At 69.0% G+C, this 22,948-nt stretch carries 22 protein-coding genes; 17 read left to right on the forward strand and 5 right to left on the reverse strand.

Going from position 1 to position 22,948, the window contains the following annotated elements; genetic code table 11:
• Positions 1-22 precede the first annotated feature (22 nt).
• From ACF3M1_RS00070 to ACF3M1_RS00095, 6 genes are all read left to right on the forward strand, one after another.
• Complete coding sequence (locus tag ACF3M1_RS00070; protein ID WP_394002769.1) at positions 23-541, forward strand: hypothetical protein; 519 nt, start codon at positions 23-25, stop codon at positions 539-541.
• Positions 538-1,158, forward strand: coding sequence for a hypothetical protein (locus ACF3M1_RS00075; RefSeq protein ID WP_394002771.1), 621 nt, complete (start codon positions 538-540; stop codon positions 1,156-1,158). Before ACF3M1_RS00070 ends, ACF3M1_RS00075 begins: the two co-directional genes overlap by 4 nt.
• A 49-nt stretch (positions 1,159-1,207) precedes the next feature.
• The gene (locus tag ACF3M1_RS00080; RefSeq protein ID WP_394005314.1) at positions 1,208-2,647 is read left to right on the forward strand and encodes an adhesin; all 1,440 of its coding nucleotides are present in this window, start codon (positions 1,208-1,210) and stop codon (positions 2,645-2,647) included.
• Between the two features lie 151 nt (positions 2,648-2,798).
• The gene (locus ACF3M1_RS00085; RefSeq protein ID WP_394005315.1) at positions 2,799-3,455 is read left to right on the forward strand and encodes a C39 family peptidase; all 657 of its coding nucleotides are present in this window, start codon (positions 2,799-2,801) and stop codon (positions 3,453-3,455) included.
• A 12-nt stretch (positions 3,456-3,467) separates the two neighbouring features.
• On the forward strand, positions 3,468-4,223 hold the full coding sequence (locus tag ACF3M1_RS00090) for a hypothetical protein (protein WP_394002772.1): 756 nt from the start codon (positions 3,468-3,470) through the stop codon (positions 4,221-4,223).
• A 119-nt stretch (positions 4,224-4,342) separates the two neighbouring features.
• Entirely contained in the window at positions 4,343-5,620 is a 1,278-nt protein-coding gene (locus tag ACF3M1_RS00095; RefSeq protein WP_394005316.1) for a hypothetical protein, read from the forward strand.
• A 37-nt stretch (positions 5,621-5,657) separates the two neighbouring features.
• Here the strand turns inward: ACF3M1_RS00095 and ACF3M1_RS00100 are convergent, their stop codons facing one another.
• On the reverse strand, positions 5,658-6,983 hold the full coding sequence (locus ACF3M1_RS00100) for a sigma-54 interaction domain-containing protein (protein ID WP_394002774.1): 1,326 nt from the start codon (positions 6,981-6,983) through the stop codon (positions 5,658-5,660).
• Positions 6,984-7,163: 180 nt separating this feature from the next.
• On the opposite strand from ACF3M1_RS00100, the gene ACF3M1_RS00105 reads away from it, so the two are divergent.
• From ACF3M1_RS00105 to ACF3M1_RS00115, 3 genes are all read left to right on the forward strand, one after another.
• Positions 7,164-8,261: a PA0069 family radical SAM protein gene (locus ACF3M1_RS00105; RefSeq protein WP_394002776.1), complete on the forward strand. Its 1,098-nt coding sequence runs from the start codon at positions 7,164-7,166 to the stop codon at positions 8,259-8,261.
• Positions 8,262-8,362: 101 nt separating this feature from the next.
• Positions 8,363-9,439: an ATP-binding protein gene (locus ACF3M1_RS00110; protein WP_394002778.1), complete on the forward strand. Its 1,077-nt coding sequence runs from the start codon at positions 8,363-8,365 to the stop codon at positions 9,437-9,439.
• A complete protein-coding gene (locus ACF3M1_RS00115) occupies positions 9,436-9,870 on the forward strand; it encodes a response regulator (RefSeq protein ID WP_394002780.1) in 435 nt (144 codons plus the stop codon). Before ACF3M1_RS00110 ends, ACF3M1_RS00115 begins: the two co-directional genes overlap by 4 nt.
• Before the next feature lie 701 nt (positions 9,871-10,571).
• Here ACF3M1_RS00115 and ACF3M1_RS00120 read toward each other — a convergent pair.
• The 3 genes from ACF3M1_RS00120 to ACF3M1_RS00130 form a co-directional block, all read right to left on the reverse strand.
• Positions 10,572-10,772, reverse strand: a complete 201-nt coding sequence (locus ACF3M1_RS00120; protein WP_394002781.1) for a hypothetical protein — start codon at positions 10,770-10,772, stop codon at positions 10,572-10,574.
• 67 nt (positions 10,773-10,839) lie between these two features.
• Entirely contained in the window at positions 10,840-11,538 is a 699-nt protein-coding gene (locus ACF3M1_RS00125) for a 2OG-Fe(II) oxygenase (protein ID WP_394002783.1), read from the reverse strand.
• Positions 11,535-12,560 carry a class 1 fructose-bisphosphatase gene (locus tag ACF3M1_RS00130; RefSeq protein ID WP_394002785.1) on the reverse strand — a complete coding sequence of 342 codons (1,026 nt, stop codon included), beginning with the start codon at positions 12,558-12,560 and terminating at the stop codon, positions 11,535-11,537. Before ACF3M1_RS00130 ends, ACF3M1_RS00125 begins: the two co-directional genes overlap by 4 nt.
• A 140-nt stretch (positions 12,561-12,700) precedes the next feature.
• Here ACF3M1_RS00130 and ACF3M1_RS00135 point away from each other — a divergent pair, with 140 nt between their 5' ends.
• From ACF3M1_RS00135 to ACF3M1_RS00145, 3 genes are all read left to right on the forward strand, one after another.
• A complete protein-coding gene (locus tag ACF3M1_RS00135; RefSeq protein WP_394002786.1) occupies positions 12,701-13,906 on the forward strand; it encodes an aromatic amino acid transaminase in 1,206 nt (401 codons plus the stop codon).
• A gap of 305 nt (positions 13,907-14,211) precedes the next feature.
• Complete coding sequence (gene azu, locus ACF3M1_RS00140; RefSeq protein ID WP_394002788.1) at positions 14,212-14,667, forward strand: azurin; 456 nt, start codon at positions 14,212-14,214, stop codon at positions 14,665-14,667.
• A 29-nt stretch (positions 14,668-14,696) separates the two neighbouring features.
• Entirely contained in the window at positions 14,697-16,811 is a 2,115-nt protein-coding gene (locus tag ACF3M1_RS00145) for a TonB-dependent receptor family protein (protein WP_394005317.1), read from the forward strand.
• A 277-nt stretch (positions 16,812-17,088) separates the two neighbouring features.
• Here the strand turns inward: ACF3M1_RS00145 and phhA are convergent, their stop codons facing one another.
• Positions 17,089-17,991 carry a phenylalanine 4-monooxygenase gene (gene phhA, locus ACF3M1_RS00150; protein WP_394002790.1) on the reverse strand — a complete coding sequence of 301 codons (903 nt, stop codon included), beginning with the start codon at positions 17,989-17,991 and terminating at the stop codon, positions 17,089-17,091.
• 130 nt (positions 17,992-18,121) lie between these two features.
• On the opposite strand from phhA, the gene ACF3M1_RS00155 reads away from it, so the two are divergent.
• The 5 genes from ACF3M1_RS00155 to ACF3M1_RS00175 all read left to right on the forward strand — a co-directional run bounded on the left by ACF3M1_RS00155 (position 18,122) and on the right by ACF3M1_RS00175 (position 22,910).
• Entirely contained in the window at positions 18,122-18,595 is a 474-nt protein-coding gene (locus tag ACF3M1_RS00155) for an Lrp/AsnC family transcriptional regulator (RefSeq protein ID WP_394002792.1), read from the forward strand.
• A 164-nt stretch (positions 18,596-18,759) separates the two neighbouring features.
• Positions 18,760-20,169 (forward strand): type I glutamate--ammonia ligase, encoded by a 1,410-nt coding sequence (gene glnA / locus ACF3M1_RS00160; RefSeq protein ID WP_394002794.1) that lies wholly within the window; start codon positions 18,760-18,762, stop codon positions 20,167-20,169.
• A gap of 244 nt (positions 20,170-20,413) precedes the next feature.
• Complete coding sequence (locus ACF3M1_RS00165) at positions 20,414-21,121, forward strand: TorF family putative porin (RefSeq protein ID WP_394002796.1); 708 nt, start codon at positions 20,414-20,416, stop codon at positions 21,119-21,121.
• 27 nt (positions 21,122-21,148) lie between these two features.
• Entirely contained in the window at positions 21,149-21,487 is a 339-nt protein-coding gene (locus tag ACF3M1_RS00170; protein ID WP_394002798.1) for a P-II family nitrogen regulator, read from the forward strand.
• Positions 21,488-21,503: 16 nt separating this feature from the next.
• The gene (locus ACF3M1_RS00175; RefSeq protein ID WP_394002800.1) at positions 21,504-22,910 is read left to right on the forward strand and encodes an ammonium transporter; all 1,407 of its coding nucleotides are present in this window, start codon (positions 21,504-21,506) and stop codon (positions 22,908-22,910) included.
• Positions 22,911-22,948: the final 38 nt, after the last annotated feature.

The raw sequence follows: 22,948 nt of genomic DNA on the forward strand, positions 1-22,948 counted from the left end.
TCCATCGAACAGGGGCCATGCGATGCGCACACCAGTCCAGACCGCCATCTGCGCGCTCGGCGCCTGCCTTGCGCTCGTGGCCGTCGACGCACGGGCCGCGGGCGCGCGCACCGCGGTCCAGCCCCAGCACGGCGAAATGGTGCTGCTGCGCGACGTCAACGCGCGCCACGCGGTGCGTCCCGCGCCGCCGAGCATCGGCCTGATCGTCGATCCGACCCCGAACCGCCAGCTGATGCCCGCCCTGGCCAGCACCGAGCTGAGCGATGCCGATTTCCTCGCGCTCGACACCGGGCAGCAGGTGCAGACCGGCGCACAGGCACCAGGTGGCCTCGCCGCGCCGATGGTGCGCACGCTGGCCGGTCCCTCGCTCGGCGGTGCCGGCCGCGATGGCGGCGCCCTGCAGGCCTCGGGCGCTCTGGGCGGCGGCACCAGTGGCCCGCTCGGTGCCGTCGGCAATGCGACGCGCGGCATCGGTGGTCACGTCACCAGCGCCCTGTCGCAACTGCCGTTCGGCCAGCCGGCGAGCGGGAGCGGTCCGTGAGCGCGCGCGTGGGCCTGATCGGCCTTCTCGTCGGACTGTGCGCCGCGCCGGCGCTGGCCGACGACTACGGCGCGATGCTCGGGTATCTCACCCAGTCGCGGGTCGACGGCAGCGCCTTCTCGGGCGCATCCGGCGCGCTGGCACTCAACGTCGCCGCGGGCGACCTCAACCAGCAGACGAATCTGCGCGCGATCGCCGTCGGCACGCGTGCGCTCGCCAGCGCCGACGTCCGCCAGGCGCGACGCGGCGACCGCGCCACGGCGCCCGATGCGGCATCGGCGGTCATCACCGGCCGGGCCTTCGCAGGGGCATCGGGACTGGCGGGCATCAACCAGGCCAGCGGCAGCGGCAATTCCGCATTCAACGCGGTGGCGCTCGCGCTGGCGCAACAGGGCATACGCGAGACCGACGACGACGCAGCGTTGTCGGCGGCCTTCGCGTCGGCGGGGCAACAGCACGGTTTCGAACGAGGGGGCGCGACAGCGGGACGTCGCGTGGCATCCGTCGAGTCCACTGCGCTGCAGGGCTTCGAAGGTGTGTTGCAGCTCAACCAGGTCGCGGGATCGGGAAACGACACCGGCAACGTTTTGTCGATGTCGGTCCAGACCGGTCCGTGATCCGGCACTTCAACGGAACTTCCACGTGAACCAAGAGAGAGAGATCAACATGAAGACCATGAAATGGACCGTCCTGGCGATCGCCGTCGGTGCGTTCGCCGCCTCGGCCGCGCAGGCCAGCGGGCCCTCGCGCACGCAGATCGATCGCCGCATCGTCGATCACGACATCACCATCGACGACACCCGCAACTACGAAACCAACACCACGACGACCAACACCACGGTCGACCAGACCGTGGACTGGAACCTGACCATCGACCAGAGCCTCGACGAGGCCCATCGCATCCGCACCAACAGCGTGCAGGAGGACATCGACCGCACCGAGAACGTCAGCTCCGACATCCGTCGCGAGCGCAACGAGCACGGCGTGTCGGTGAATCTCGAGAAGGACCTGTCGCTGAGCTCGGACATCGCCTTCAGCGGTGATCCCACGATCAGCGGCGACATCGATCTCGACTCGGCCGCGATCGCGGTCGTCGACAACCGCCAGTCGGTCAGCAACAACTTCGGCCTCAACGAAGTGCTGGAGAACGACGCCAGCATCGCCGACGACGTGGCCTCCGACGCCTCGGGCAACCTGCTGTTCAACGTCGCCGCCGGCGACAACAACGTGCAGGACAACGCCGCGGCGCTGTCGGCCGCCGACGCGGGCTTCGCGTTCGGGCTCGCCGATGCCGAAGTGTTCGTCAACCAGTCGGGCAGCAACAACACCACGATCAACGAAGGCGTGACCAACACCGCGGGTGTCGGCGGCAACGCGTTCTCGTCGGCCAGCGGCAACATCGGCGTCAACATCGCCTCGGGCAACAACAACGCGCAGAAGAACGCGATGGCCGCCTCGGTCGCCACCGCCGCCTACGCGCAGGCCAGCGTGAGCTCCAACCAGATGTCGGCCGGCAACGAGACCTCCAACGCCGGCAGCTACGAGCGTTTCACCGACACCGTCGATGTCTCGCTGAGCGGCACGATGAGTGGCGGTTCGGTCGCCGTGGGCTTCGGCGGCTACGAGGGCAGCACCAGCGGCACCTCGACCAGCCGCGGCAACGCCTACCAGCAGTCGAACTTCTACTCCGACCTGTGGTCGGGCAACAGCCATCCGGCGGGCAATGCGACCGGCCATGCCGACTTCGATATCGACAGCCAGGGCGCCGTGCGCAATCCCTATCGCACCGGCGTGGGCGGTCTCGCGTTCGACACCGACTCGCGTGGCAGCTACCAGGGCAGCGAATCGGGTGATCTGGGCTTCATCGAACTCGGCTACACCGAGCTCGAAGCCTCGCTCAGCGGCGAGGTCACGACCTCGCGTTGGGTGGCGGTCGCGGCGACCAACACCGCCGGCCTGTCGGGCAGTGCCTTCAGCAGCGCGTCGGGCAACATCGGCGTGAACGTGGCATCGGGCACCGGCAACCTGCAGGCCAACAGCCTGTCGATGGCGGTGGCCCAGCCGGGCGCGGCAGCACCGCCCCCGGGTGGTGGCGGCGAGCAGTAAGCGCCCACGAGGTGTGCGTCCGGCCTGCTCCCCGGGCCGGGCTCTCCCGGATGCCCCGCGCCACCTGCCCCGTGGCGCGGGGCCTCCTTCCATACGAGGCTTCACGATGCTCCGTCTGATCGCCGCCGTCGCGATGGCGCTGCTGTTCCTGATGGTCGCCGCCCGGGCGCGCGGTGCCGACGTCCAGGTGCACGGCATCCTGCCCAACGGCGCGGTGCTGCCGGTACGCGTGGAAAGCATGCGCGAGGCGCGCTACCGCCACATCGTGCGCCAGCACACCGACTACAGCTGCGGCGCGGCCGCGCTGGCGACGGTGCTGAAGTACGCCTACCGGCTCGACGTCGACGAGGCCACCGTCATCGAAGGGATGATGGGACTGGCCGATCCGCAAACGGTGCAGGCGCGGGGCTTCTCGCTGCTCGACATCAAGCGCTACGTCGAATCACTGGGCATGCGCGGTCGCGGCTACCGCATCGAGGAGGACCGGCTGCGCGCGCTGCGCGTGCCGGGGCTGGTGCTGATGGACGTGCGCGGCTTCCGGCACTTCGTCGTGCTCAAGCAGGTCGCGGGTGACCGCGTCGAGGTCGCCGATCCGATCCTGGGCAACCGCAGCGTGCCGATGGCCGAGTTTCTCGAATCGTGGCCGTCGCGCGCCATTTTTATCGTCATAGCGAGTGACTTCGATCGCGAAACCGTGCTGCTGCAGCCGGTCGCGCGCCCGAGCGCGAAGGCGCTGTTCGCCCGCCAGGGGCCGCTGACCGACGCCGAGCTTCTGGATTTCGGCTTCAGCCACGCGGATCTGTTCTGAACGAGGATTCCCATGAACACACACATCACATGCCGGCTGATCCTCGTCCTCGTGACGAGCGCGATCGCCGCACCGGCCCTGGCCGGGCCCGAGGCGCTGCCGACGCGCGCCGGCGGCCTCCAGGAAATGTCCGACGCCGAACTCGGCGCGATGCGCGGGCGCTACATCGTCGGCGACAACCGCGTCGCCTGGTTCGGCGTGACCATGGTGTCGGACTGGGCCACGACGGCAGGCCAGCACCTGCAGGGCGCGATGACGCTGGGGTTCGACCTGGGCGGCGCGCGGCCGACGGTGAGTTTCCAGCCCAGCGTGACCATCACCGCCGGCGAGTTGCCGGCCGTGGCCGGCACCGGACAGGTCGACGGGTCCGGGCTGGCGAACGTCGGCGGCCTTGTGCAGGCCGTCCAGGTTGCCGGTGACGGCAATACCGCGCGCAACGGGCTCAGCCTGCGCGTACGCGACGGCACCGTTCCGGCGCTGTCGACCGACACGGTGACGTCGGCCGAGCTGCGCGTCGACGGCGCCCAGGCGCGCGCGACGCTGGACGACGGCGGCGCCCGCGTCTTGCTGCAGGTGGCGGGCCAGGGCGCGGTCGAACAATGGATCGACGCCCGCACCATCGGCCAGAGCATCCAGCTCACCGGTGACGGCAGCCGCGTCGGTAACCAGATGCAGCTCGACCTGGTGCGCCAGGCGGTGCCGGCGAGTCAGTCCGTGCACCAGAACCTCATGCAGGCGATCGGCATGACCCGCGCCGGCGGACTCTGACACCACACAACCACCACGCGTCGATGCGGGAGGGGGCAATCTTGAAATCGACACACGTACGCGCGCGACGGCCGCTGGCCTTCGCGCTGGGTCTCGCGTTGCTGGCACCCGGCCTGGTCATGGCCCAGGACGCCGGCACGCTGACCGCCGAGGACCGGGCGCGGATGCAGCAGCTGCTGCAGGAGCTCTCGGCGCTGAAGCAGAGCTACGCCCAGGAAGTGCGCCGCCTGCGCGAACTCGATATGCAGATCCAGGCGCTGCAGGCCCGGGTGGGCGGTGTGGCGCCGGCGGGCCTCTCCCAGGCACCCGTGGTGTCGCCGACGTCGCCCGCAGCGCCCACGCCGGCACCCGCGCCGGTGGCGGCGCCAGCGCCGCCGCGCACCGAGGAAGGCTATGCCGGCACCGCCGAGGATGCGCAACGCGCGCAGGACGCCGAGTCGCGCAGCGTCGCCGACGTCAAGCAGCAGAACACCGCGCTGTTCAACCGACGGCTGACGCTCGAGAACGGCATCAGCTACAACCGCTACGACCGCAAGCAGGTCACGCTCAACGGCTTCCTCGCGCTGGATGCGATCTTCCTCGGCAACATCGCGATCGAGAACGTCGAGTCCGACACGCTGAACTACAACCTCGCCGCGCGCTGGGGGCTCAGCCCCCGGCTCAGCCTCAACCTCGACGTGCCCTACATCGCGCGCAAGACCGTCTACCAGAAGGGCGGCGCAGGCGGCGCCGCGGCGGCGATCGCGCAGGAAGAGACCGACGGCTCGGGCCTCGGCGACATCAGCGCCAGCGCGAACTGGAAGCTGTTCGGCGAACGCGGCCCGTGGCCGGAAACCGTGCTCAACGTCGGCGTGACCGCGCCCACCGGCCAGGAGCCCTACGGCATTCCGTGGCGGGTGCTCGAGCGCGACGCCGACAACTTCATCCGCTTCGCCGTGCCCGAGGAGCAGCCCACCGGCAACGGCCTGTGGCAGGCGACCGTCGGCCTGTCGGCGGTCAAGACGACCGATCCGGCGATCCTGTTCGGCAACGTCGGCTACGTGCGTTCGTTCGCGCGCGACTTCGACGACCTCGACAACAACCCGCTGACGGTGAACCCGGGCCGGGTAGAACTCGGCGATGCGTTCTACTTCGGCGCCGGCGTGGCGTTCGCGTTCAACGAACGCACCAGTCTGAGCATCTCCTTCAGCGACCGGCTCAATGCGCGGGCGCGCACGCGCTACGACGGCGGCGACTGGGTCAAGCTGATCGGCAGCGATGCCAACGCCGCGACGCTGAGCCTGGGCGTGACCCACGCGATGACGCCGAGCGCGACCTTCGTCGGCGTGCTCGGCATCGGCCTGACGCCGGATGCGCCTGACTTCAACCTCACGGTGAAAGTGCCCTACGCCCTGTAGGCGGCCGCGCGCCGCCGTGCCTGCGGGGACGGCGGCATCACTCCCAGCGGCAGGCGTCGGGCGAGATGCCGTGCTTGCGGCACAACCGGTAGACGGTCATCCGCGATATCCGCAAGCGCTGCGCGCAGGCGCTGACGTTGCCGCCGGTCGCGCGCAGCGCCGCGAGCAGCGCGTCGCGGTCGGTGCGGTCGCGATGGTCGTCCAGCGCGACCACGCGTGCGGTGGACGCGCCCAGCTGCAGGTCGTCGGGTTCGATCAGCGCATGCTCGGCGACCACCGCGGCGCGGCGGACACGGTTGAGCAGCTCGCGCACGTTGCCCGGCCAGGGATGGGTGCGCAGGCATTGCCGCGCCGCGGCGCTGAACCCGCGGGCCTGCACCGGATGGTGGCTGCGGAACGCGTCGAGGAACTGGCGCGCCAGCAGCTCCACGTCGTCGCCGCGTTCGCGCAGCGGCGGCAGGCGCAGGCGCAACACGTCCAGCCGGTAGTAGAGGTCCTCGCGGAACCGGCCCTGCGCGATCGCCGCGTCCAGATCGACGTGGGTGGCGGCGAGCACGCGGACATCCACGCGCACTGCGCGGTGGCTGCCCACGCGTTCGAGCGTGCCTTCCTGCAACACGCGCAGCAGGTTGGTCTGGGCCTCGAGCGGCAGATCGCCGATCTCGTCGAGGAACACCGTGCCGCCGTCGGCCGATTCGAACAGGCCCATCCGGCGCACCGTCGCACCGGTGAACGCGCCGCGCTCGTGGCCGAACAGTTCCGACTGCACCAGCGTCGGCGCGATGGCGCCGCAGTTCACCGCCACGAACGGACGCTCGCGCCGCCGCGACAGGTCGTGCAGGGCGTGGGCGGCGAGTTCCTTGCCGGTACCGGACTCGCCGGTGATCAGCACCGGCAGGTCGACGTCGGCATAGCGGTGCAGCATCGCGCGCACGCCGAGCATCGCCGGGCTGCGGCCGCCGATGCTGTCGATGTCGCGCCGCGGCCGGGCGACGAGTTCGGCCAGCGCGTCGGCCAGGCCGTCGGGGTCGAACGGGGCATGCAGCACCCGGCCACAGCTCGCGCGGATCCGCTGGCTCGACTCGTCGTCGCCCTGCGCGCCGTCCACCAGCGCGATCGACGGCAGATCGGTGTGCTCGAGCAGCATCCCCTCCAGCGTGGCCAGGCGGGCGACATCGGCGCCGCGCAGGTCGGCCACGAGGACCACGATGTCGTCGCCGCGCATGCCGACCTGACGGCTGGCGTCGCTGCCGGCGATGCGCAGATGCCAGCCGCCGGCCGCGAGCTGTGCCTGCTCGCGCGGCGTCGGCAGGCCGAACCAGATCGCGCAGCGCTGCGCGGTCGGCGCGTTCACCGTCGCCATGGCGCGTTTCCGTGCGGCGACGCGGATGGGCCGGTCGATGCCGGCCAATGCTTTGATGACATGCCCCTCTCCCTTGCCCCGGGTGTCCCACTGTCCAACGCGCAATGCCGGTCGGAGCGGCCATCTCTAACCGGCCCGCCCGTCGCAGGGGCTGAGACGCGCGGGCCCCAGACTGCCGCGATGACAGCAAATCGCCTCCGTCCGCCCGTCGCGGCCGCCCGCAAGGGGCGGGGCAGCGCCTCGTGGGTGGCCGGGCGCTACGAGACCCAGGTTGCCGTGGCCGAGGACGACGGCTGGGACGGACTGCAGGCGCTGCAGGACGAGGCGTCCGCGCCGGAGACGGTGGTCACCGAGGAGCGGGCGCGCAGCATCGTCAGCCGCAACCAGTCGCCGGACATCAGCTTCTCGCAGTCGGTGAATCCGTACCGTGGCTGCGAGCACGGCTGCATCTACTGCTTCGCCCGGCCCTCGCACGCCTACCTCGACCTGTCGCCCGGGCTGGACTTCGAAACCCGGCTGTTCGCCAAGACCAATGCCGCCGAGCGGCTGCGGGCCGAATTCGCCCGGCCGTCCTACGCGTGCTCGCCGATCGCGCTGGGCATCAACACCGACGGCTACCAGCCGATCGAGCGGCGCTACCGCCTGACGCGCGCGCTGATCGAGGTCATGGCCGAGGCCCGCCATCCCTTCAGCATCGTCACCAAGAGCGCCAATGTCGTCCGCGATCTCGATCTGCTGGCGCCGATGGCCGCGGATGGTCTGGTGACCGTGCACTTTTCCGTGACCACGCTCGACCCCCGGCTTTCGGCGCGCATGGAGCCGCGCGCGGCCGCGCCGCACGCCCGTCTGCGGGCGATGCGCACGCTGGCCGAGGCGGGTGTCCCGGTCGGGGTGCTCGTGGCGCCGGTGGTGCCGGCGATCACCGACCACGAGCTCGAAGCGATCCTCGGCGCTGCGCGCGAGGCCGGCGCCGCGTCGGCGGGCTACGTGCTGCTGCGCCTGCCCCACGAACTGAAGACGCTGTGGCGCGAGTGGCTGGAACTGCACTATCCCGAACGCGCCGCGCACGTGATGAGCCTGGTCCAGCAACTGCACGGAGGCCAGGACTACGACAGCACGTTCGGGCGCCGCATGCGCGGCCAGGGGCCGTTCGCGGATCTGCTGACCTCGCGGTTCTCCCGCGCCCACCGCGCGCTGGGCTTCGGCCGCCTGCCGCCGCTGCGCTGCGACCTGTTCACGGCGCCGCGCCCGGACTCGCCGCAGGGCACGCTGTTCTAGCCCGATCCAGGCGCGGCCACCGTCGCCCGTTCACGCGGCCTCCACCTCGCGTCCACGTGGCGATTTCCTACACTGCGCGGTCCGCCGCCCCGCGCCTCCCGATGTCCGATGTCGCCATTCCGCGCCCGCCCGACGCCATCGGGTCCGCCGCGCCCCTGCTCGATGCCCTGACCGTGGCGGCTGCCGTGCTGGCGGCCGACGGCCATTGGCGCCAGGCGAATCCCGCGCTCGGCACGTTGCTGGGCGTGGCGCCGTCCGAGCTGACGGGCACGCCGGCGCACCGCACGTGGCTGCCCGCGATCGCGGACCAGCTCGACGGCACCCTGCGCGGATTTCGCGACGGCGGCGATGCGCTGCAGGACGCCGCGGTCACGTGGACGGCGGGCGACGGCAATACCCGTCATCTGCTGGTGTCGCTGCATCCGCTCGCCGGCGGCGAGGCGCTGCTGCAGGTGCAGGACGTCACGGCGCTGAAGACACTCGAACTGCTGCATGAAACCCTGGCCTTCGGCATCTCCCACGAGCTGCGTGCGCCGGTGCGCGCGATCGAGCAGTTCTCCCGCCGGTTGGCCGCCCAGGGCGAGGCGATCGAGCCGGCGACGGCGCAGGATCATCTGCAACGCATCCGCGATGCGGCCGGCCAGGCCGGTCGCCTGATCGACGGCCTGCTCGAGACCATGCGCGCCTCGCGGCCGCCCCGCTCCCCGGGCCCGGTCGACGTCAGCCTGCTCGGTGACTGGATCTGCGCCGAGCTGCAGGATGCCGAACCGGACCGCTCGGCCGACATCCAGATCGCGCCGGACCTGTGGGCCTGGGGCGAGGAACACGCGCTCAAGCAACTGCTCGGCAAGCTCATCGACAACGCCTGGCGCTTCTCCGCACATCGCGAACGGGTGCACATCGCACTCGACGGCGAACGGCACGGCGACCGCGTCCAGCTGCGCCTGCGCGACGCCGGACGCGGTTTCGACATGCGCTATGCTGACCGACTGTTCGTGCCGTTCAGGCGGCTGCACGGGATCGACGACGGCGCGGGCCACGGCCTCGGCCTGGCGATCGCCCAGCGCATCGCCCAGGCGCACGGCGGCCGGATCCGGGTGCAGTCCGAACCCGACGTCGGCACCACCTTCACCATCGAACTGCCGGCGGTGCCGGACGAGGATGCAACTGGGCCATGAGCAACCACACGATCCTGCTGATCGAGGACAACCCCGACGACGCCGAGCTGACCCGCATCGCGTTCGCGGAGGCCGGCATCGACAGCCAGCTGGTCGTGGTCGGCGACGGCGCCGAGGCGCTCGATTACCTCTTCGCCCGCGGCGCGCATGCCGCGCGCGATGCCGCCGACCTGCCGTCGATCGTGTTGCTCGACCTCAACCTGCCCAAGCTCGACGGCCGCGAAGTCCTGCAGGCCCTGCGCGCCAATCCGGCGACCCGCGGCCTGCCGGTCGTGGTGCTGACCACCAGCACCGAGCCCTTCGACGTCGAGGCCAGCTATGCGCTGGGCGTGAACAGCTACATCCGCAAGCCGGTGGACTTCGGCAAGTTCGTCGAGGTGGTCAAGCAGATCGGCCTGTACTGGCTGGTGTTGAATCACCCGCGGGGATGAGGGTGTTTGGCTGACGCGGTGTGCGTCGGCCTAGAGGTCACCTCCGAGCGGCGTTTTCTGATCGGATGCGCGGGTCCTCGTCGGGACAAGTGATCGGCTCTGGCGTTTGAATCTGGACGACGCTGCAAGCAGGGCCTGTTGCGCGACGCTTCGTTGCCGTTGCCGTTGCCGTTGCCGTTGCCGTTGTGCTTTTGCTCTGCGCGTTTGACGTTCGAGCCGTAAAGCGAGCCGAGCATCGCAGGGCGACGGGGCCGAAGAGCAGCCCATGTCTGAGCGCAGCGAGTTTGGGCTGCGTGCCCCGTCGACCGAGAAGCGCAGGGGACCGCCGCGGCTGTATCGCGGCGGATCGCGTCCGGCGAAGGGACTTTTTGGTTCCTTTTTGGTCCCTCAAAAAGGGACTCGCACGCGCAAGCGGGCGAAAGCCGTGCACTTGCGTTGCTTCGCTTCGTTCACCCGCTGGCGCCCGATTCCAATGATTCGCGAAGAACAGAGCTTCCGCGCTGTTCGCGCGGCTTACTTTTGTCTTGTCAAAAGTAAGCAAAACCGCCATCGCCGGACGCGAGCCGCCGCGGCTGCGCCGCGCCGGTCCCCTGTGCTCCTCGCCTGACGCGGCACGCAGCCCAAACTCGCTTCGCTCAGACATGGGCTGCTCTTCGGCCGCGTCAGCCTGCGGTGCTCGGCTCGCTTTACGGCTCGACACGTCAAACGCTGACAGCCACAGCCACAGCCACAGCCACAGCCACAGCCAAAGCCAAAGCCAAAGCCAAAGCCAAAGCCAAAGCCAAAGCCAAGAGCCACAGCAAAAACGGCGCAACAAAAACCAAAGCCATCGGCACCGGCACCGCCAACACCGATAGGCGGGCTGCCGAATCGATCCAACGCTGCGGGGCAATCAGACGCACAGATCGAGGCATTCAACGCACGGACGAAACGCCCATGCCGAGGCGCGGCCGCCTGCCGGCCGGCGCATCACCCCCCGTACAACGCCTCCGCCCGCTGGAACAGAATCCAGCTCGTCGCGATGAACTTGTCGCCGTTCTGCGGCCGGTTGCCGCGGTGGGTGTGCGTGAACGCGGTCGGGGCGATCAGCAGGTCGCCGGTGCGCGGCGCGATCTTGCGTTGCTGGAACAGGAATTCGGTCTCGCCTGCGTCGAAGCCGTCGTTGAGGTAGATCGTCCACAGCAGGTGGCGGTGCAGCGTCTCGGCACTGCCGTCGCGCGGGAACAGTTCGCAGTGCCAGTACGGGTACCCGCCCTCGCCGGCCGCATACCACTGCAGGTTGATCGCGCCCGGGCGCAGGCAGGTCTGCAGCAGGCCGCCGAGGCGCTCGTTGTCCATGTCGGCGAAGTCCTCGGCGACCAGCCGGCGCAGGCTGCCGTCGGCAGCGGGCTGCTGCAGCATCAGCGGTGCGATCAGCACCTGTGGATATTTGCGCAGATAGGCCATCAGGCCACCGTAGACCGCGACGTTGACTTGCTGCACCACGTCGGCCCAGTCGGCACGGTCGTTGATCGACAGGTCGCGGCTGCGCTTGAGCTCGGGATAGACCCCGCCGCCGATCTGGCCCGGCTGCAGGTCCGGGCTGCCGCGCAGGCGCGCGACGATCGCCGCGCACGCCTCCGCCGACAGCGCGCCCGGCGTGACGTCGATGAAGTCGGCGGCGCTCATGCGTGCGCGCCGTCGTGCTGCAGGTGGTAGCGCGTCGCGGCCTCCACTTCGTCCTTCGAGCCGAGGAACACGGGCACGCGTTCGTGCAGAGACGTCGGCTGCAGGTCGAGGATGCGCGCGCGTCCGGTAGTGGCCGCGCCGCCGGCCTGTTCGACCAGCATCGCCATCGGATTGGCTTCGTACATCAATCGCAGCTTGCCGGGCTTGCCGGGGTCCTTGCCGTCCCACGGATAGATAAAGATGCCGCCGCGGGTGAGGATGCGATGCACGTCGCCGACCATCGCCGCGACCCAGCGCATGTTGAAGTCCTTGCCCCGCGGCCCGTCCTTGCCGGCCAGCAGGTCGTCGACGTAGGCCTGCATCGGTGGCTCCCAGTGGCGCTGGTTGGACATGTTGACCGCGAACTCGCGGGTCTCCTGCGGGATGCGCAGGTCGGCCTTGGTCAGCACGAACGAGCCCTGCTCGCGATCGAGCGTGAACGCGTGCGTGCCGTGGCCGATGGTCAGCACCAGCATCGTGCTCGGGCCGTAGAGGCAGTAGCCGGCCGCCACCTGGGTATGACCGGGCTGCAGGAAATCGGCATCGCCGGCCGCGGTGACGCCGTCGGGGCAGCGCAGTACCGAGAAGATCGTGCCGACGCTGGCATTGATGTCGATGTTCGAGCTGCCGTCGAGCGGGTCGAACACCAGCAGGTAGTTGCCGCGCGGAAAGCCGTCGGGGATCGGCTGCGAATGTTCCATCTCCTCCGACGCGCAGGCCGCGAGGTGGCCGCCCCAGGCGTTGGCTTCGAGCAGGATATCGTTGCTGATCACGTCGAGCTTCTTCTGCGCCTCGCCCTGCACGTTGATGCTGTCGCCCTGGCCGGCCTCGCCGAGCACACCGCCCAGCGCGCCCTTGCCCACCGCGACCGAGATCCGCTTGCAGGCGCGCGCGACGACCTCGAGCAGCAGCTGCAGGTCGGGCGTGAGCTGGCCTTGTCGCTGGGCTTCGATCAGGTGGCGGGTCAGGGAAATGCTGGACATGGCGGCATCCGATGCGGCGGGAACCGCCATTGTCGCCGCATCGCGCGGGCGGTGTCCTCGGCCCAGGCTGTATTCTGGGCGGGTTTCGCACGCCGTCCGGGCCTGCGGGATCCGCCCCCTCCGTCGTACAGGCCGTTTCCGTGTCCACATTCTTCGCAGACGTCGAACTCGTCCCCGGTGATCCCATCCTCGGCCTCAGCGAGGCCTACAACGCCGACCCGCGCACCACCAAGGTCAACCTCGGCGTCGGCATCTACTACGACGAAGCCGGCCGTATTCCGGTGCTGGACGCGGTGCGCGAGGTCGAGCAGCGCCTGGCCGCCGAGGCCAAGCCGCGCGGCTATCTGCCGATCGACGGCATGCCGGATTACACGAAGACCACGCGCGAACTGCTGTTCGGCGCGGACTCGCCGCTGCTGGCCGCGGGCCGCGTGGCGACCACCCAGACCATCGGCGGCAGCGGCGCGCTGCGCACCGGCGCCGACCTGCTGCGGCAGGTACTGCCGCACGCGACCATCGCGATCAGCAACCCGAGCTGGGAGAACCACCGCGCGGTGTTCGGCGCGGTCGGCTTCGAAGTCCTCGACTACACCTATTTCGACGCGGCCACCCACGGCGTCGACTTCGCCGGCATGCTCGCCGACCTGCGCACGCTCGACGCCGGCACCGTCGTGCTGCTGCACGCCTGCTGTCACAACCCCACCGGCGCCGACCTCACCGAGGACCAGTGGCGTGAAGTCATCGCCGTGCTGGCGGAGCGCTCGCTGTTCCCGTTCATCGACATGGCCTACCAGGGCTTCGACCGCGGCATAGACGCCGACGCGACGGCGGTGCGCCTGCTGGCGGAATCGGACATCGCCGAGTTCGTCGTCGCCAGTTCGTACTCCAAATCGTTCTCGCTCTACGGCGAGCGCGTCGGCGCGTTGACCGTGGTCTCGGCCACCGCCGAGGCCAGCCGCGCGGTGCAGTCGCAGATCAAGCGCATCGTGCGCGCGAACTACTCCAGTCCGTCCACGCACGGCGCGGCGCTGGTCGCCGGTGTGCTCGGCAGTGCCGAACTGCGCGCGCGCTGGGAGACCGAGCTCGGCCAGATGCGCGAGCGCATTCACGCCCTGCGCGCGGGCCTGGTCGAGAAGCTCGCCGAACACGGCGCGCCGGAGTTCGCCTTCATCCAGGACCAGGCCGGCATGTTCTCGTACTCGGGCCTGAGCCGCGCCCAGGTCGATCGCCTGCGCGACGAGTTCGGCATCTACGCCGTCGGTACGGGGCGCATCTGCGTCGCCGCGTTGAGCCTGAAGACCCTGGACTACGTGGCCGAAGCGGTCGCGACGGTCAGCCGCGCCTGAGTGCGGCCGCAACCCCTCTCGTTCGCGCGAGGGGGCGCAGCGGAGCATCGGACAGGCCGGGCGCAGCAATGCCGTCGTCGGTGCGAGCGGCGGCGACGGCACGTGCGCTGCGACACACAGATCGGACGGCCGTGGACGGCTCGCCAGCCGGCTGTCGAAACGCGCGTCCTGCGTTCGCAGGGCTGACGATCGCGGCGTCCCGCTCGATCCTCCTGCGACAGTCTGTCCCAGGCCGTTCACGCCGGCCTTTGCGACAATTGCGGCGCGATGCACGGCATCGTCCCCCAGTCCGATCCGGAGCCACCATGTCGAACCGCGCCTGGCGCGGCGCGCTCGCGCTGCTGCTGTTGTTTCCCGCCACCGGTGCGTTCGCGCGGGTCTGCCCGCTGATTGTCGACAGCGACGATTCGATGCGGTTTGCGCAGAAGGAGCTGCGTGTCGGCGCCGACTGCACCCAGGTGCGGCTGACGCTGCGGCACAGCGGCCGCGTGCCGGCGACCGCGATGGGCCACAACTGGGTGCTCACGCGCACGGCCGACTACCGCTCGGTCGCGATCGCCGGCGGGCGTGCGCGCCTCGCGGACAGCTACCTGCCGAAGGACGATGCGCGTGTCATCGCGCATACCAAGGTGATCGGCGGCGGCGAATCGACCACGATCACCTTTCCCGTGCGCGGCCTGCAGCGCGGCGGTGACTACACCTTCTTCTGCTCGTTCCCGGGGCACTGGAACGTGATGCGCGGCAAGCTGGTGATCGAATGAGCCACGCCGTTTCCCGCTCGCTGCTGGCGATGGCACTCGTGACGGCCGGCATGCCGGCCTGGGCACAGGCGGTCGCCGACGCTGCAGCCGCATCTGCACAGCCGGTGACGCTGGACCGTGTACGTGTCGATGCCACGCGCCTGCGTGGCGTCAGCGATTTCGATACACCGGCCTCGGTCGATGCGATCCGCTTGGGCGACGCGGACAGCAACCGTGCCGGCACCGTCGCGTCCGAACCGCTGTCGGGCGTGCCCGGCCTGCTTGCGCGCGACCGCCAGAACCACGCGCAGGACACGCAACTGTCGATCCGCGGTTTCGGCGCACGTTCCACGTTCGGCGTGCGCGGCGTGCGTCTGTTCGCCGACGGCATTCCGGCGTCGATGCCCGACGGCCAGGGCCAGCTCTCGCATTTCAGTCTGGTCGGCGGCGACCGCATCGAGATCTTGCGCGGCCCGTTCTCGGCGCTGTACGGCAACTCCTCGGGCGGCGTCGTGCAGCTGTGGAGCGCCGACGGACAGACCGGCGATCCCTGGCGGTTCAAGGCCAGCCACGGACGCGACGACACGACCAGCCTGTCGACGCAGCTGCGTGGCGGCACGGAGGCGGTCGGCTACAACCTCGCGCTGTCGCGGTTCGATACCGAGGGCTGGCGCGATCACAGCGCCGCGCGACGCGATTCGGCGAACACGAAATTGCGCTTCGATTTCGGTGATCGTCGCCGGCTCGATCTGGTCGCCAACCATGTCGACATCGATGCGCAGGATCCGCTCGGCCTGACCGCCGCGCAGGTGCGCGAGAACCCGCGCCAGGTCGCGTCGGTCGCGCGCCAGTTCGATACGCGCAAGACCGTGCGCCAGAGCCAGGCCGGCGCGGTCTACGAACACGGCATCGGCGAGGCGCACACGGTGCGCGCGATGGCCTACGGCGGCGAGCGCGCGGTCGTGCAGTACCTGCCGATTCCACCGGCTGCGCAGGGCAATCCGTTGAACTCGGGCGGCGTCATCGATCTCGACAACCGCTACGGCGGGCTGGATCTGCGCTGGAGCTGGGAAGGCACGCTGGCCGGGCGTCCGCTCGAGGCGACCGTCGGTGCGAACGCCGATCGCCAGCGCCAGGACCGTCAGGGCTTCGAGAATTTCGTCGGCGACACGCTCGGCGTGCGCGGAAGGCTGCGCCGCGACGAGCGCAACACCGTCGAGAACCGCGACCAGTTCGCGCAGCTCTACTGGACCTTCGCGCCGCGCTGGTCACTGCTGGCCGGCGTGCGCCACAGCGAGGTAGAGTTCGTCTCGCGCGACGCGTTCGTGACCGCGACCAACCCGGACGACAGCGGCCGCATCGCATTCCGCCAGACCTCGCCGGTGGCGGGCGTCACGTTCGCGCCGCGCGAGGATCTGCGCGTGTACGCGTCGGCGGGACGCGGCTTCGAGACGCCGACCTTCAACGAGCTCGGCTACCGCGCCGACGGCGGCGCCGGGCTCGCCTTCGATCTCGCGCCGGCGGTCAGCGACAACCTCGAACTCGGCACCAAGTGGCAGGCGCGTTCGGGCACCACGCTCAACGCCGCGCTGTTCCGCGCCGACACCGACGACGAGCTCGCAGTCGCGCGCAATGTGGGCGGTCGCAGCAGCTTCCAGAACATCGGCCGCGCACGTCGCCAGGGTGCGGAGCTGTCGCTGCGCCAGCCGCTGGGCGAATCCCTCGATCTGAGCATTGCCGCGACCTGGCTGGATGCGACCTTCCGCGATGACTATCTCGTCTGCACCGGTGCGGGCTGCACCGTGCCGGCGACGCCGGTCACGGCCGGCGCGCGCATTCCCGGTGTGCCGGCGAAGCAGCTGTTCGCGCGGCTGGACTGGAGCGGCGGGCCATGGAGCGCGGCGATCGAAGGCGTGGGCGTGGGTGATGTCGTCGTCGACGATCTCGCGACCGGGCGCGCGGCCGGCTACGCGCTCGTACATCTCGAAGGCGCACGCCGCTGGCGGTTCGATGCGGGCGAGCTGCGGACCTTCGTGCGCGTCGACAACCTGCTCGACCACGCCTACATCGGCTCGGTGATCGTCAACGAAGGCAACGGCCGGTTCTACGAGCCGGGTCCGGGGCGCGGGGTGATGGTGGGCGCGCAGTGGACGTGGAATCGGTGAAGACGAACGATTGGAACATCGCGCCGTCGGTGCAAGTGACCTCGAACCCCGCCACTCCCGCGCACGCGCGAGTTGTTCGTCAACAGCCGAACGGCTGGTCATCCATGGACGTCACTCGAAATCAAGGTCCATGGATCCCCGCCTGCGCGGGGATGACGAATGCGCTGGGGCGCCTTGCCGAGCCTTGAAAAGCGCCGCGTGCTTGCACGCTGTTCCGAATCCCGAATCCCGAATCCCGAATCCCGAATCACCAATCCCGAATCACCAATCCCCGCCGTCAAACATCCCCACCCGCCGTCCACCCCGCGCCCGTCCCGCGGTGGAACACGCGGTCCTCGTCGCGCACCGTCCCCGCGCCCACCGTGTCCTGCTGCGCCAGGCGCGCGTAGATCGGGGTGAAGTCGGGCCGCGTCGCGTCCATCAGCTGCTCGAAGCTGTCGATGACGAAGTAGGTTTTCTGGTAGGTGTCGATGCGGTAGCGCGTGCGCATGATGCGCTCCAGATCGAAGCCGATCCGATTGGGCGCATCCGATTCCAGCGAGTAGATCGACTCGCCCTTCGACGACACGATGCCGGCACCGAAGATGCGCAGGCCGTCGGCCTGCTGGATCAGGCCGAACTCCACCGTGTACCAGTACAGCCGGGTCAGGTTCTGCAGCGCGTCCGGGCCGATGCCGTGCGCTTTGACGCCGCCCTTGCCGTAGGCCTCCATGTAATCGGCGAACACCGGATTCATCAGCAGCGGCACGTGGCCGAACAGATCGTGGAAGAGGTCGGGTTCCTCGATGTAGTCGATCTGGTCCGGGCGACGGATCCACCACGTCACCGGGAAGCGGCGGTTGGCGAGATGGTCGAAGAAGTCGAGTTCCGGCAGCAGGCCTTCGACGCCGAGCAGGGTCCAACCGGTGGCGGCTTCGAGCACTGCGTTGAGCTCGGTGAACTTCGGAATCGCGTCCGGGGTCATGCCCATCGCGTCCTGCGCCTGCAGGAATTCGTCGCAGGCGCGGCCGACCAGCAGCTCGCGCTGGCGCGCGTAGAGCGCAGCCCAGGTCGCGTGATCGTCGGAGCTGTAGGTGTCCCAGGGCTGCTCGACGATGCCGGTGGCATAGACCGGCACCTTGCCTTTGTCGGTCTGCAGGTTCTCGACGCGGCGCGGGGCATTCGAAGGCTGGGCGGACATGGTGGCTCCGGCGATTGAAGAATGACAATCGACGATAGCGCCGAAGCCGTGCAATGGGCTTGCGTTGTTGCGCGCCTGGCGGGGATCCGCGCAATAATCCATCGCAGATTCCGAATTCAGGACAATATTGATGTCAGCCGCCACGCTCGATCGCATCGACCTGCAACTGCTCGCCGAGCTGCAGCGCCAGGGCCGCCTGACCAATGCCGAACTCGCCGAGCGGGTGCATCTGTCGCCATCGGCCTGCCTGCGCCGCGTGCAGCGGCTGGAGCGTGACGGGGTGATTGCCGGCTACCGGGCCGAGGTCAGCGCCGAGCGACTGGGTCTCGGTCTGCAGGCCTTCGTGCGCGTGCAGCTCAAGCACCACGACAGCGCCGCGGTGGCCGGGTTCGCCGAGTTGGTGGACGGCTGGGACGAGGTCATCGCCTGCCATGCCCTGACCGGCGACATGGACTATCTGTTGCAGATCGCGGTGCGCGATCTCGAGCATTTCTCGGGGTTTCTGCTCGATCGCCTGCTCAACCAGCCGGCCGTCGACGACGTGAATTCCAGCTTCGTGCTGCGGACCGTCAAGGCCTGGCGTGGTCTGCCGCTGCCACAATGATTTGCACCAACTCGGTGCTTTAGTGGGAATTCGCACCAGTAAGGTGCTCTTGAGCTGAAACCTTCACGACAGGCTGACGCTAAGTCGCTGATTCGACGGCATCTGTTGATTGGCACGGTCATTGCGTGGACCAAGACACATTCAACGCAAGGTGACTGTTTCCGATGTCCATCGACACCGTCGAAAAGCTGATCAAGGACCACAAGGTCGAATTCATCGACCTGCGTTTCACCGACATGCGCGGCACCCAGCATCACGTGACCTATCCGGCGTCGATCGTCGAGCCCGGCCTGTTCGAGGACGGCAAGATGTTCGACGGCTCGTCGATCCCCGGCTGGAAGGGCATCAACGAATCCGACATGGTGCTGCTGCCCGACGCCACGTCGGCCTACGTCGATCCGTTCACCGCCGACCCGACGCTCAACATCGTCTGCGACGTGCTCGAGCCGGCCACGATGCAGTCCTACTCGCGCGATCCGCGCGGCCTGGCCAAGCGCGCCGAGGCCTATCTGAAGTCGAGCGGCGTCGCCGACCAGGCATTCTTCGGTCCCGAGCCGGAGTTCTTCATCTTCGATTCGGTGCGCTACGCCAACGAGATGGGCCACACCTTCTTCCACATCGATTCGGAAGAAGCGCACTGGAACTCGGCCAAGGAATACGAAGGCGGCAACAGCGGCTACCGTCCCGGCATCAAGGGCGGCTACTTCCCGGTGCAGCCGCTGGATTCGCTGCACGACATCCGCGCCGAGATGTGCAAGACGCTCGAGCAGATCGGGATCGAGGTCGAGGTGCACCACCACGAGGTCGCGAACGCCGGCCAGTGCGAGATCGGCACCCGCTTCAACTCGCTGGTCACCAAGGCCGACGAGCTTCAGGCGATGAAGTACGTGATCAAGAACGTCGCCTTCCGCAACGGCAAGACCGCGACCTTCATGCCCAAGCCGCTGGTCGGCGACAACGGCAGCGGCATGCACGTGCACCAGTCGCTGGCCAAGGGCGGCACCAACCTGTTCACCGGTGACGGCTACGGTGGCCTGTCGCAGATGGCGCTGTGGTACATCGGCGGCGTGTTCAAGCACGCGCGTGCGATCAACGCGTTCACCAATGCCGGCACCAACAGCTACAAGCGTCTGGTCCCGGGCTTCGAAGCGCCGGTGATGCTGGCCTATTCGGCGCGCAACCGTTCGGCCTCGTGCCGCATCCCGTACGTGGCCAATCCGAAGGCGCGCCGGGTGGAGTTCCGCTTCCCCGATCCGATCCAGTCCGGCTACCTGACCTTCGCGGCGCTGATGATGGCCGGCCTCGACGGCATCAAGAACCAGATCGATCCGGGCGGCCCGAGCGACAAGGATCTCTACGACCTGCCGCCGGAAGAAGAGAAGCTGATCCCCACCGTCTGCCATTCGCTGGACCAGGCGCTCGAGGCGCTGGATTCCGACCGCGAGTTCCTCAAGGCCGGTGGTGTGTTCACCGACGACTTCATCGACGGCTACATCGCGCTGAAGATGCAGGAAGTCACCAAGTTCCGTGCGGCCACGCATCCGCTGGAATACCAGCTGTACTACGCCAACTGATCGATCGACGGGACCGGCCGTGCCGGTCCCGTCGCGTGTCACCTGCCTACGGCGACGCCTCCCTCCCCCACGGTCGGTTGCGTCGCCGGCGGCTTCAGATCCAGCAGCACCACGCGCAGGGATGCCGCGGCCACATGCACCACAGAGTGCCGGCCGCAGGATGGTCAGGGGGACCGTCGGGCGCGGAGCGCCACGTTGCACGCACTGACCGGGGAGGGCTTTCCTTTCAGATGAGGAGCCTGTCATGTCGTCACGCACCACCATCATCGCGCCCGCGCTGCTCGCGCTCGGCCTGCTGTCCGCGTCCGCGGCGCACGCCGAAGTGTCCGGCTCGCTCACGCTGACCAGCGATTACCTGTTCCGCGGCATCACCCAGACCGACGAGAAGCCGGCCCTGCAGGGCGGCATCGAGTGGGCGCACGACAGCGGCTTCTACGCCGGTGCCTGGGGCAGCAGCATCAGCTGGCTGTCCGATTCCGATCCCGACATCTCCAGCCAGGTCGAGCTCGACGGCTATCTCGGCTTTCGCGGCGACTTCGGTGACAGCGGCGTCGGCTGGGACGTCGGCGCCGTGCATTACTGGTATCCGGGCAGCTATCCGGCCGGCTTCAACAAGGCCGATACCACCGAGCTGTATGCCGGGCTGAGCTGGAGCGTCCTCGGCGCCAAGTATTCCTACGCGGTCACCGACCTGTTCGGCATCCCGGATTCCGACGGCAGCAGCAATCTCGACGTCACCGTCGGCTGGGAGTTCGCGCCCAGCTGGAGCTTCAACGGCGCCGTCGGCAAGCAGTGGGTCGCCGGCACCGCCGGCACCGCGACCTATGCGTTCTGGTCGGCCGGCGTGGGCAAGACCTTCGACAACGGCTTCGACGTCGCGCTGGCCTGGAACGACAACGACCTGATCGGTCCCGACGAGACCATCACCTTTGCGGTTACCAAGTCGTTCTGACGGCGTGACCCTCCACAGGAGACCTGCATGAAACTGATCATCGCGATCATCCGGCCGTTCAAGCTCGACGAGGTGCGCGAAGCGCTCGGCGCGGCCGGCGTGTCCGGCCTCACCGTCACCGAGGTCAAGGGATTCGGCCGACAGAAGGGCCACACCGAGCTCTACCGCGGCGCCGAATACGTCGTCGACTTCCTGCCCAAGATCAAGATCGAGTGCGCGGTCGGCGACGACACGTTCGAGGCCGCGCTCGAGGCGATCACGCGCGCAGCCGGCACCGGCAAGGTCGGCGACGGCAAGGTGTTCGTCGTCGCGCTGGAGCAGGTCCTGCGCATCCGCACAGGCGAAATCGGCGCCGACGCGCTCTAACCCCACGGAGATTCCCATGATCACGAACACGACCCGCGGGTGGGCGACCCGGATGCAGGCGGTGTGCCTGTCGCTGCTGTGTGCGTTCGCCCTGCTCGGCCTGAGCGGCCACGCGCTGGCGCAGGATCCTCCGACCGCAGCGCCGGCCGTGCCGGTCGCGGCGACCGGTGAAGCGCTCGTCGAAGCCGAGGTGGCGACCGAGGCGCCTGCGTTCGACAGCGGCAACGTCGCCTGGATGCTGACCTCCACCCTGCTCGTGCTGCTGATGGTGGTGCCGGGCCTGGCGCTGTTCTACGGCGGCATGGTGCGCGCCAAGAACGTGCTCTCGGTGCTGATGCAGGTGCTGGTGGTGTATTCGATGGTGATCGTGCTGTGGGTGGCCTACGGCTACAGCGCGGCGTTCACCGAAGGCAACGCGTTCTTCGGCTCGTTCACCGAGAAGGCCTTCCTGCGCGGCATCACGGCCGACACCGATGCCGACGGCCTGCCGGAATTCCTGTTCGTGATCTTCCAGGCGACGTTCGCCGGCATCACCACTGCGCTGATCGTCGGTTCCTTCGCCGAGCGCATCAAGTTCTCCGCGGTGCTGCTGTTCTCGCTGCTGTGGGTGACCTTCGCCTACCTGCCGATGGTGCACATGGTGTGGAGCGGCGACGGCGGCTTTCTCGCCCATCGCGGCGTGATCGATTTCGCCGGCGGCACAGTCGTGCACATCAACGCCGGTGTCGCGGGGCTGGTGGGCGCGTACTTCATCGGCAAGCGGCTCGGCTACGGGCGCGAGGCGATCAAGCCGCACAGCCTGCCCTTCACCTTCGTCGGCGCGTCGCTGCTGTGGGTGGGCTGGTTCGGCTTCAACGCCGGCTCGGCGCTCGCCGCGGACGCCAGCGCCTCGCTGGCGATGATCAACACCATGGTCGCGACCGCCGCCGGCGTGCTGGCGTGGGCCATCGTCGAGGCCTTCACCAAGGGGCATCCGTCGGCGCTGGGCGCGGCGTCGGGCGCGATCGCCGGCCTGGTCGGCATCACCCCGGCGGCCGGCACGGTGGGCCCGATGGGTGCGCTGGTGATCGGTCTGGCCGCCGGTGCGTTGTGCGTCTGGGGCGTCACCGGCCTCAAGCGCCTGCTGCGTGCCGACGACAGCCTGGACGTGTTCGGCGTGCACGGCATCGGCGGCATCGTCGGCGCGTTGCTGACGGGTGTCTTCAGTGCGCAGTCGCTCGGCGGCACCGAGGCCGACCTCGCGATCGGCGCCCAGGTCTGGGTGCAGCTCATCAGCGTGGTGTTCACCATCGTCTGGTGCGCCGTGGTCACGGTGGTGGTGATGCTGATCGTCAAGGCCGTCACCGGACTGCGCGTGACCGAGGACGACGAGCGTGCCGGCCTCGACATCGCGTCGCACGGCGAATCGGCCTACGAGAACTGATCCCGGGGGGACGCGGCATGGAGGGGCGACGGCGGGGA

Source organism: Luteimonas sp. WGS1318, assembly GCF_043187535.1.
In the GTDB taxonomy this organism is placed as follows: Bacteria; Pseudomonadota; Gammaproteobacteria; order Xanthomonadales; family Xanthomonadaceae; genus Luteimonas.